This is a genomic window from Streptomyces sp. NPDC002958, assembly GCF_055563255.1.
Genome location: NZ_JBVHDS010000018.1, coordinates 117,782 through 127,112, shown reverse-complemented (window position 1 = coordinate 127,112; position 9,331 = coordinate 117,782). Strand labels below are relative to the sequence as shown.

Here is a 9,331-nt window from a genome sequence, read left to right as displayed (position 1 = left end):
CCGCGTGGGCCGCGTCGTGATGACGACAGCCGTGGTGGCGGGTACCGGCGTGACGACAGCCGCGGTGGTTCCGGTGGTGGGTTCCGTCGGGACGACAACCGTGGCGGGGGTTACCGCGGGCAGCGGGATGACCGTGGCGGCCGGGGCGGTTACCGCGGGCGTGACGACCGCGGTGGGTACGAGCGGCGGGACGACCGGGATCGCGAGCCCATCAAGCGGCTTCCGATTCCTGACGATGTCACCGGTGACGAGATCGACAAGGATGTCCGACAGGAGCTGATGAGCCTGCCGAAGACCCTGGCCGAGGATGTCGCCAGGAACCTCGTCATGGTGGCGCGGCTGATTGACGAGGACCCCGAGCAGGCGTACGCCTACTCGCGGATCGCGTTGCGGCTGGCCTCGCGGGTCGCTGCGGTGCGTGAGGCGGCCGGGTTCGCCGCGTACGCGACGCAGAAGTACTCGGAGGCGCTGGCGGAGTTCCGGGCGGCCAAGCGGATGACCGGTTCCGTGGAACTGTGGCCCGTCATGGCCGACTGCGAGCGTGGACTCGGACGGCCCGAGCGGGCGATGGCCATGGCCGGCGAGCCCGAGGTGCAGAAGCTGGACAAGGCCGGCCAGGTCGAGATGCGCCTGGTGGCTGCCGGGGCCCGCAGGGACATGGGGCAGATCGATGCCGCCATCGTCACACTGCAGAGCTCCGAGCTCGCCTCGAACGCCATCCACCCGTGGACTCCGCGACTGCGCTACGCGTACGCGGACGCGCTGCTGGCGGCGGGGCGCGAGGACGAGGCGCGTGAGTGGTTCGGAAAGGCGCTGGAGGCCGACAAGGACGGCGCCACCGATGCGTCGGACCGGCTCGCCGAGCTGGATGGTGTCGAGTTCGTCGATGCCCTCGGTGAGGACGAGGACGAGGACGACATCGCTCAGCCGCCGGTTGCGGCCGCGGACGACGACAAGGGCGACGACGAGAGCAAGGACGAGGACGGTACGTCCGAGGCGTAAGGCATGACAGAGGGCGGCACTCCGGAAGGGGTGCCGCCCTCTTTTGTTGTGGGGGTCAGTCGAGGGCGAGGCTCCGCAGAACCAGGCCGGTGGCCGGCTTGGGGCCGAAGGAGGTCGACTTGCGGGGCATGGTGACGCCCTGTCGGGCGAGGTCCCGGACGACTTCCTCGCGTACCGGATGCATCAGGACCGCCGTGGCGTTGTGACGCTCGGCCTGTTCGACGGCGGCCGCGGTGTCGTGGATGTACGCGATGTGTTCCGAGGTGTCGGGGATCTGCCAGACGTGGTCCAGCAGAGACGAGTGCAGCACCGTCGCGTCAAGGGTCTGCCAGGCGGTCGGGCGGCCCGGCGGAATCGTGCGGTGCAGAAGGTCGGCGTCGGGGCGGTCGATGAGGTGGAAGCCGCCGTCACCCGCGAGCAGGAACGCATTGCCTTCGGCGGTCGCCTCGGCGAGTGTGTCCAGGGCCCGGGAAAGCGGGCCCTGAATGTCGCGGATGCGGAACAGGCCGTTCAGTGCCGCGAGTGCGTCGGCGACAGGGAGGCGGTGCAGCAGGCGGTGGATGGCACGGACCCGGAGCGGGTAGCGGGCCGTGTCGACGAGGAGGACCAGGCCGAAGTCCCAGGGGCCGGGAGTGGTGTGTTCCTGCTGGAGCCGGAGATAGGTGGCCCAACGGTGGTGGCCGTCGGCGATCAGGGCCTGGTGGTGGGCGAGATCGCTCTCGATCTCGGACCGGTCGGCCGGGTCGGTGACCGCCCAGAGGCGGTGGCTGAAGCCGTCCTCGGTGGTGGTGGCGAGCAGCGGCGGTCGGTCGAGGGTCCGCTCGATGACGGCGGTTGCGCCCGAGGCGTCGCTGTCGCTGCGGTAGGTGAGCAGCAGTGGTTCGAGGTGGGCGGCCGTGGTGCGCATCAGGTTGGCCCGGTCCTCGACGACATGGGCCATCACGTCCTCGTGCGGAAGCACGATGCCGTCGGCGGGGGCGGAGAGCGCCAGCGCCCCGACGACACCGCGTTGCAGAATCTCGGCGTTGCATTGTTCGTAGATGTACAGCGCGGGCTCGGAATCAGGAGCGAGTATGCCCTCGGCGAGCCAGCGGTTCAGGGTCTCGGCGGCCTGCGCGTGGCGGGCCGCGGCCGTGTCGGCCTGCGGCAGGATCAGCCGGACGATGTTGTACGGATCCGCCGACTCCAGGTGGTGCAACCCGTCGGGGCGTACGACGACGTCGTACGGCGGTGAGGTCACCGCGGCAAGACTGCCGACCCGCTCGGGGACGTATCGCAGTCCACGGAACGGGGTCAGACGCAGTCCCTGCGCGACGGCCGGACCTGATGTGTTCATTTCTGCATGGTATGTGCGCGGCCGGGATGCGCGATGATCGTGACAGAAGCATGGGGTGAGGAGCGCAAAGAATGAGTCAGGTGAGCAGGACCAGGCCGAGCGGCAGCAGTACCGCGTTGAACGAGGCGTACGACACGGCGCTGCTCGATCTCGACGGGGTGGTGTACGCGGGCGGTCATGCGATCGTCCACGCCGTCGAGTCGCTGGTAGCGGCGCGGGACGGCGGGATGCACCTGGCGTATGTGACGAACAATGCCCTGCGGACCCCGGCCGCGGTGGCCGAGCACCTGACCGAACTCGGGGTTCCCGCCGGGCCCGCCGATGTGATCACCTCGGCGCAGGCGGTGGCCCGGTTGATGGCCGATCAGCTGCCTACCAAGGCGCGGGTGCTGGTGGTGGGCGGTGAGGGGCTGCGCGTCGCGCTGCGGGAGCGCGGTTTGGTGCCGGTGGAATCGGCGGACGACGAACCGGTCGCGGTGGCCCAGGGGTACGGCGGGCCCGAAATGACCTGGGGGCGGTTCGCCGAGGCCGCGTACGCGATTGCGCGGGGGGTGCCGTGGTTCGCGTCCAACACGGATCTGACGATTCCGAGTGCCCGGGGGATCGCGCCGGGGAACGGCGCGGCGGTCGAGGTCGTACGGATCGCGACCGGGGCCGAGCCGCAGGTTGCCGGAAAGCCGTTGCCGCCGATGCACCGGGAGACGGTGCTGCGGACCGGGGCCGAGCGCCCGCTGGTGGTCGGGGACCGGCTGGACACGGACATCGAGGGTGCGTTCAACGGCGGTGTGGATTCCTTGCTGGTGCTCACCGGGGTGACGGACGCGGTGCGGCTGGTGGCTGCCGAGCCGAAGCACCGGCCGACCTATGTGGACGCGGATCTGCGGGGGCTGCTGACCGGGCAGCCCGAGGTGACGCGGACGGACGACGGGTTCGGCTGCGGCGGCTGGACGGCGTCGGTGCGCGGTGACGACCTGGTGATCGAAGGGGACGGGGACGTACTCGACGGGCTGCGGGCGCTCTGCGGGGCGGCGTGGTCGGACGCCGGAGACGGTTCCTGTGGGCTGGACGCGGGGAAGGCGGTCGCCAGGCTGGGGCTGTAGGCGGCGGCTCCCGGCGTCTGATCGTCGGTCCCAACGCCTGCGGCAAGTTCACCCTGTTGCGCGCGCTCTCGCGCATGCTGAAGCCGAACAGCGGGCGGGTGCTCCTGGACGGGCAGACGGTCCACGGATGCCGACGAAGAAGGTCGCCAAGATGCTGGGGCTGCTGGCGCGGTCCTTTATCGCGCCGGGCGGCATCACCGTCGCCGACCTCGTCGGGTGCGGCCGGTATCCGCATCAAGGGCTGCTGCGTCAGTGGTCGCGATGCGGGAGGGCGAGGTGATCGCCGAGGGTGCACCGGGCGAGGTCGTCACCGCGGAGCTGTGGAGTGGGCCTTCGGGCTGCGCTGCCAGGTCATCGACGATCCGGAGACCGGGACGCCGCCGGTGGTGCCGGCCGCACGCAAGCCGCGGAGTGGCGAGGTGGGCGTGCAGGGCAAGGAGTCCGCCGGGGTGTCGGCGGGGGCTGACCGAACGGGCGGGGCGCGCGGGCTGCTCCCAGCCGTAGGACGGGCCGGGGAAGCGGGTCGGCCCCGTGGCTACAGCAGCGATCTGAGTCTCAGCAGGTCGCGGAAACCGGCCTCCAGGCGGACACGACCCGTCCCCCACGCCTTGGCGAAGTTCAGCTCGCCGTTCACCATGGCCACCAGGTCGTCGCCGGTCATCGCGAGCCGGATCTCGGCCTTCTCCCTGGGCGGGCCGTCGACCGTGTCCAGGACCTGGATCCGGCCATTGGCCAGCCGGCCGGTGAAAGTGATGTCGAGGTCCTTGATGTGGCAGCTCAGCGACCGGTCGAGGGCGGCCGCGCTGCGCACGTCGTCGTCGGCCTCCGCGAGGTTGCCCGAAAGTTCGTCGAGTGCGCTGCGGCACTCCGCCATTGTCGCCATTGTGATCGACGGTACCGCAGCCCTTCGCGGTAGCGTTTCCCGCATGAGCGACTTGATGCCCGGGCCCGGGACGGCAGCCGGAACAGCGCCCGGAGCGACGCCCGGGGACAGGGGGGAAGGTCCGTCCGGCGAGGGCCCGGCCCCGGCCGCCGCACTCCCTGCCGTCCCCGCCGCGCCCGAACCCCTCGACGTCGGGCGCACCCCCACCGGCAACGCCGAGGTCGACGCACGGCTGGAGCGTCTGGCCGATGCGGACCACCTCCCGGCGGACGGACACATCGAGGTGTACGAGGATGTACACGGTGGGCTGCGCGACGCGCTGACCGCGCTGGACGCCAGGCCCGCACCCGCACCGGTACCCGCACCGATGCCCTCGTACAACAACAGGAGCTGAACCGAACGTGGCAGGAGTGGCACGTCGCCGCCTCGACGCCGAGCTGGTACGCCGTAAGCTCGCCCGCTCTCGCGAGCATGCGAGCCAACTGATCGCCGCAGGGCGGGTGACCGTCGGCGGCAACACCGCGACCAAACCCGCCACTCAGGTCGAGACCAGCGCCGCCGTCGTCGTGATCAAGGACGACAGCGACCCCGAGTACGTCTCGCGCGGCGGGCACAAGCTCGCCGGCGCCCTCGCCGCTTTCGTACCCCTCGGGCTGAAGGTCGAGGGACGGCGGGCGCTGGACGCCGGGGCGTCGACCGGCGGCTTCACCGACGTACTGCTGCGGGCCGGCGCCGGTCATGTCGTCGCCGTCGATGTCGGCTACGGGCAGCTCGCCTGGTCGCTCCAGTCCGATGAGCGCGTCACCGTCAAGGACCGCACCAACGTACGGGAGCTGACGCCGGAGGCGATCGACGGGAAGCCGGTGGACCTGGTGGTCGGCGATCTGTCGTTCATCCCGCTGGGACTGGTCCTGCCCGCCCTGGCGCGCTGCGCCGCCCCCGACGCCGACCTGGTCCTCATGGTCAAGCCGCAGTTCGAGGTGGGCAAGGAGCGGCTCGGCAGCGGTGGCGTGGTGCGCAGCCCCGAGCTGCGGGCCGAAGCGGTACGGGAGGTGGCGCGCCGGGCCTGGGCGCTGGGCCTCGGAGTGCGGGGGGTGACTGCAAGCCCGTTGCCGGGGCCCTCGGGAAATGTCGAGTACTTTCTGTGGCTGCGGGCCGGAGCGCCTGAGCTGGATCCCGCGGATGTCGACCGTGCAGTGGCGGAGGGGCCTCGTTGACGACTCATGCGGCACGAACTGTCTTTCTTTTGGCACACACCGGCCGCCCGGCCGCGATCCGTAGCGCCGAGCTGGTCGTACAGGGACTGCTGCGCAGCGGCCTCGGCGTAAGGGTGCTGGCCACCGAGGCGGCCGATCTGCCGCTGCCGCCGTCCGTCGAGACGGTCACCGACGTCACGCCCGCGGCCGTGGACGGCTGTGAGCTGCTGATCGTGCTCGGCGGGGACGGGACGCTGCTGCGCGGCGCCGAATTCTCCCGCGCCTCCGGGGTGCCGATGCTCGGCGTCAATCTCGGCCGGGTCGGTTTTCTCGCCGAGGCCGAGCGGGACGACCTGGACAAGGTGGTCGACCGGGTCGTCACCCGGGCGTACCAGGTCGAGGAACGCATGACGATCGACGTCCTCGTGCACAGCAACGGGGATCTCGTCCACACCGACTGGGCGCTCAACGAAGCAGCCGTGCAGAAGGTGTCGCCCGAGCGGATGCTGGAGGTCGTCCTGGAGATCGACGGCCGGCCGGTGACCGGGTTCGGCTGCGACGGGATCGTCTGCGCGACCCCGACCGGATCGACCGCCTACGCCTTCTCGGCGGGCGGTCCCGTCGTCTGGCCCGAGGTCGAGGCGCTGCTGATGGTGCCGATCAGCGCCCACGCGCTGTTCGCCAAGCCGCTGGTGACCTCACCGACGTCGGTGCTCGCCGTCGAGGTCCAGCAGCACACCCCGCACGGGGTGCTGTGGTGCGACGGGCGCAGGACCATGGAGCTGCCCGCGGGCGCGCGGGTCGAGGTGCGGCGCGGCGCGGTGCCCGTACGCCTCGCGCGGCTGCACCACGCCTCGTTCACGGACCGGCTGGTGGCGAAGTTCGCACTGCCCGTCTCGGGGTGGCGGGGCGCGCCGCACTGACCGGCGGACATTCCCCGGCGGCGGTGCGAATGCTGCAAAAGCACACGGGAGAGTGAACACCGGGGGGCGGGGTCCGTCGCACATCGGGGCCCGGACCTCGTAAGGTCATGTCCGTGTTGGAGGAGATGCGGATACGGTCGCTCGGAGTCATCGACGACGCGGTGGTCGAGCTGTCACCCGGTTTCACCGCGGTGACGGGTGAGACCGGCGCGGGCAAGACCATGGTCGTCACCAGTCTGGCGCTGCTGCTCGGCGGACGTGCCGACCCCGCCCTGGTACGGATCGGGGCCAAGGCCGCGGTCGTCGAGGGGCGGATCACGGTGTCCGACGGCGATGCCGTGGCCCTGCGGGCCGAGGAGGCCGGGGCCGAATTCGACGACGGCGCGCTGCTGATCAGCCGTACCGTTTCCGCGGAGGGGCGTTCCCGGGCGCATCTCGGCGGCAGATCCGTGCCGGTGGGGGTGCTCGCCGAACTCGCCGACGAACTCGTCGCCGTACACGGCCAGACCGACCAGCAGGGACTGCTCAAGCCGGCGCGGCAGCGGCAGGCCCTCGACCGGTACGCGGGCGACGATGTCGCCGTGCCGCACGCGGAGTACGCGGCGGCCTACCGACGGCTGCGGGCCGTCGTCACGGAGCTCGACGAGCTGACGACACGCGCCCGCGAACGCGCCCAGGAAGCGGATCTGCTGCGCTTCGGGCTGGGCGAGATCGCCGCGGTCGAACCACTGCCGGGCGAGGACGGCGACTTGGCCGCCCAGGCCGAGCGCCTCGGCCATGCCGAAGCGCTCGCCTCCGCGGCGGCCCTCGCGCACACGGCGCTCGCGGGCAACCCGGAGGACCCGGAGGGCGTCGACGCGACGACCGTGGTCGCGTCCGCCGGACGGTCGCTGGACGCCGTACGCGCCCACGATCCGGCGCTTGCCGCGCTCGCCGACCGGATCGGCGAGATCTCGATCCTGCTCGCCGATGTGGCGGGCGAACTGGCCGGGTACGCCGACCAGCTGGACGCCGATCCGCTGCGGCTCGCCGCGGTGGAGGAGCGGCGCGCCGTACTCACCGGACTCACCCGCAAGTACGGAGAGGACATCACCGCCGTACTCGCCTGGGCCGAGGAAGGGGCCGCCCGCCTCACCGAGCTGGAGGGCGACGACGACCGCATCGGCGAGCTCACGGCGGAGCGGGACGCGCTGCGGTCCGAACTCTCCAGCCTCGGACAGACGTTGACCGATGCGCGTACGGGGGCGGCGGAGCGCTTCGCCGAAGCGGTGACCGCGGAGTTGGCATCCCTCGCCATGCCGCACGCCCGGGTCTCCTTCGACATCCGGCAGGCCGAGGCGGCCGACGAGGCGTCCGGCATCGAGATCGGCGGGCGGAGCGTGGTCTACGGGCCGTCCGGCGCCGACGAGGTCGAGCTTCTGCTGGCCCCGCACCCCGGCGCCCAGCCGCGACCGATCGCCAAGGGCGCGTCGGGCGGCGAGCTGTCCCGGGTGATGCTTGCCGTCGAGGTGGTCTTCGCCGGCTCCGATCCCGTACCCACGTACCTTTTCGACGAGGTCGACGCGGGCGTCGGCGGCAAGGCGGCCGTCGAGGTCGGGCGGCGGCTCGCGAAGCTCGCCAGGTCCGCACAGGTCGTCGTCGTCACGCACCTGCCGCAGGTGGCGGCCTTCGCCGACCGGCAGCTGCTGGTCGAGAAGACGGTCGACGGGTCGGTCACCAGCAGCGGGGTCACGGTCCTTGAGGGCGAGGACCGGGTACGGGAGCTGTCCCGGATGCTCGCGGGCCAGGAGGACTCGCAGACGGCACGGGCCCATGCCGAGGAGCTGCTGGCCGCGGCGCGGACGCGCGGTTAGGGCTTCGCGGCTGCCGGGCGGGCGTTTGTGCTCGATTGCCGGGCGGGCCTGTCCTTCGGGTCCGTCCGGCAGTCTGTGGACTGAACGACCGCCGGACAGTCGCGCCGGGCCGGTGCGTAACCTGGCCCGTATGGGAGCAACGTTCAGCAGGGCCGCAGTGTCCGGTGCCGTCGCCGCCACCGTCGCGGGGGGTGTGTACCGGGCGCTGCGGGCCCGGCCGCGCAAGCGCTGGCAGCGCACCAACTACGCGGGCCGTACCGTCGATCTGTACGCGGGCCCGGCCGTCGCCCTCGGCGTCGCTGCCGGAACCGCCGTGCTCCCGCTGCCGGCCCGTACCCGGTACGCCGCCGCGCTCGCCGTACTCGCGGCCGGTGGCTGCGGCGCGTACGACGACCTCGTCGGTGCGGACGATCCGCGCCGCGGGTTCCGTGCCCATCTGGATGCGCTGCGGGACGGCGTGGTGACCAGCGGCGCCGTGAAACTCTTCGGGATCGGGGCCGCCGGGCTCACGGCCGGTGCGCTGCTCAAGGAGCGGCCCGTGGACCGGGTCCTCGCCGGGATCGTGATCGCCGCGACCGCGCACCTCGTCAATCTGACGGACGTACGGCCCGCAGCGGCCGCCGTCACCGTGCTCGCCCTCGGGGCCCCCGGCCTGCCGGGGGGCGCACTCGCCGCCGCGCCGATGGGGGCCGTGGCAGCCCTCGTCGCAGACGACCTGGGGGAGCGCACCATGATCGGGGACACCGGGGCCCATGCCCTGGGCGCCGCACTCGGTGTCGCCATCGTCGCGGGCCGGGGCCGGGTGGGGCTCGTCGCCCATGCGGCGGGGCTTGTCGCGGCGACGGTGTATGGGGACCGGGTCAGCCGGCTCGCCCAGCTGCTGTCGGACCGCTGATAGGGGAAGCCGGGCACACGGTCGCGGCAACATCGCGCCAACTTTTCACCCGTGCGAGTGGTACGCCGCGGCCGGTTGCTGTTGTATGCAGCGGGACAGTGGCTGGACTGTGCCGGAACGTGCGTACGGACTGGCATCCTTGG

General features: G+C 72.0%; 9 protein-coding genes and 1 pseudogene. 8 read left to right on the top strand and 2 right to left on the bottom strand.

What is annotated here, in order from left to right; translation table 11 throughout:
* Window positions 1-279 precede the first annotated feature (279 nt).
* The gene (locus ACZ3IC_RS25815) at window positions 280-1,002 is read left to right on the top strand and encodes a tetratricopeptide repeat protein (protein ID WP_467419711.1); all 723 of its coding nucleotides are present in this window, start codon (window positions 280-282) and stop codon (window positions 1,000-1,002) included.
* Between the two features lie 55 nt (window positions 1,003-1,057).
* Here the strand turns inward: ACZ3IC_RS25815 and ACZ3IC_RS25810 are convergent, their stop codons facing one another.
* The gene (locus tag ACZ3IC_RS25810; RefSeq protein WP_467419690.1) at window positions 1,058-2,338 is read right to left on the bottom strand and encodes a DUF1015 family protein; all 1,281 of its coding nucleotides are present in this window, start codon (window positions 2,336-2,338) and stop codon (window positions 1,058-1,060) included.
* 71 nt (window positions 2,339-2,409) lie between these two features.
* On the opposite strand from ACZ3IC_RS25810, the gene ACZ3IC_RS25805 reads away from it, so the two are divergent.
* A complete protein-coding gene (locus ACZ3IC_RS25805; protein ID WP_467419688.1) occupies window positions 2,410-3,438 on the top strand; it encodes an HAD hydrolase-like protein in 1,029 nt (342 codons plus the stop codon).
* Window positions 3,439-3,455: 17 nt separating this feature from the next.
* A pseudogene (locus ACZ3IC_RS25800) lies at window positions 3,456-3,851 on the top strand (ATP-binding cassette domain-containing protein); the annotation flags it as partial.
* Window positions 3,852-3,973: 122 nt separating this feature from the next.
* On the opposite strand, the gene ACZ3IC_RS25795 reads toward ACZ3IC_RS25800, so the two are convergent.
* Complete coding sequence (locus ACZ3IC_RS25795; protein WP_467419687.1) at window positions 3,974-4,321, bottom strand: SCP2 sterol-binding domain-containing protein; 348 nt, start codon at window positions 4,319-4,321, stop codon at window positions 3,974-3,976.
* Between the two features lie 43 nt (window positions 4,322-4,364).
* Here ACZ3IC_RS25795 and ACZ3IC_RS25790 point away from each other — a divergent pair, with 43 nt between their 5' ends.
* From ACZ3IC_RS25790 to ACZ3IC_RS25770, 5 genes are all read left to right on the top strand, one after another.
* Window positions 4,365-4,715: a hypothetical protein gene (locus ACZ3IC_RS25790; RefSeq protein ID WP_467419710.1), complete on the top strand. Its 351-nt coding sequence runs from the start codon at window positions 4,365-4,367 to the stop codon at window positions 4,713-4,715.
* Between the two features lie 7 nt (window positions 4,716-4,722).
* Window positions 4,723-5,538 carry a TlyA family RNA methyltransferase gene (locus ACZ3IC_RS25785; RefSeq protein ID WP_467419685.1) on the top strand — a complete coding sequence of 272 codons (816 nt, stop codon included), beginning with the start codon at window positions 4,723-4,725 and terminating at the stop codon, window positions 5,536-5,538.
* On the top strand, window positions 5,535-6,440 hold the full coding sequence (locus ACZ3IC_RS25780) for an NAD kinase (RefSeq protein WP_467419683.1): 906 nt from the start codon (window positions 5,535-5,537) through the stop codon (window positions 6,438-6,440). Before ACZ3IC_RS25785 ends, ACZ3IC_RS25780 begins: the two co-directional genes overlap by 4 nt.
* A 107-nt stretch (window positions 6,441-6,547) precedes the next feature.
* Window positions 6,548-8,293, top strand: coding sequence for a DNA repair protein RecN (gene recN / locus ACZ3IC_RS25775; RefSeq protein WP_467419681.1), 1,746 nt, complete (start codon window positions 6,548-6,550; stop codon window positions 8,291-8,293).
* Between the two features lie 130 nt (window positions 8,294-8,423).
* Complete coding sequence (locus ACZ3IC_RS25770; protein WP_467419679.1) at window positions 8,424-9,188, top strand: hypothetical protein; 765 nt, start codon at window positions 8,424-8,426, stop codon at window positions 9,186-9,188.
* Window positions 9,189-9,331 lie beyond the last annotated feature (143 nt).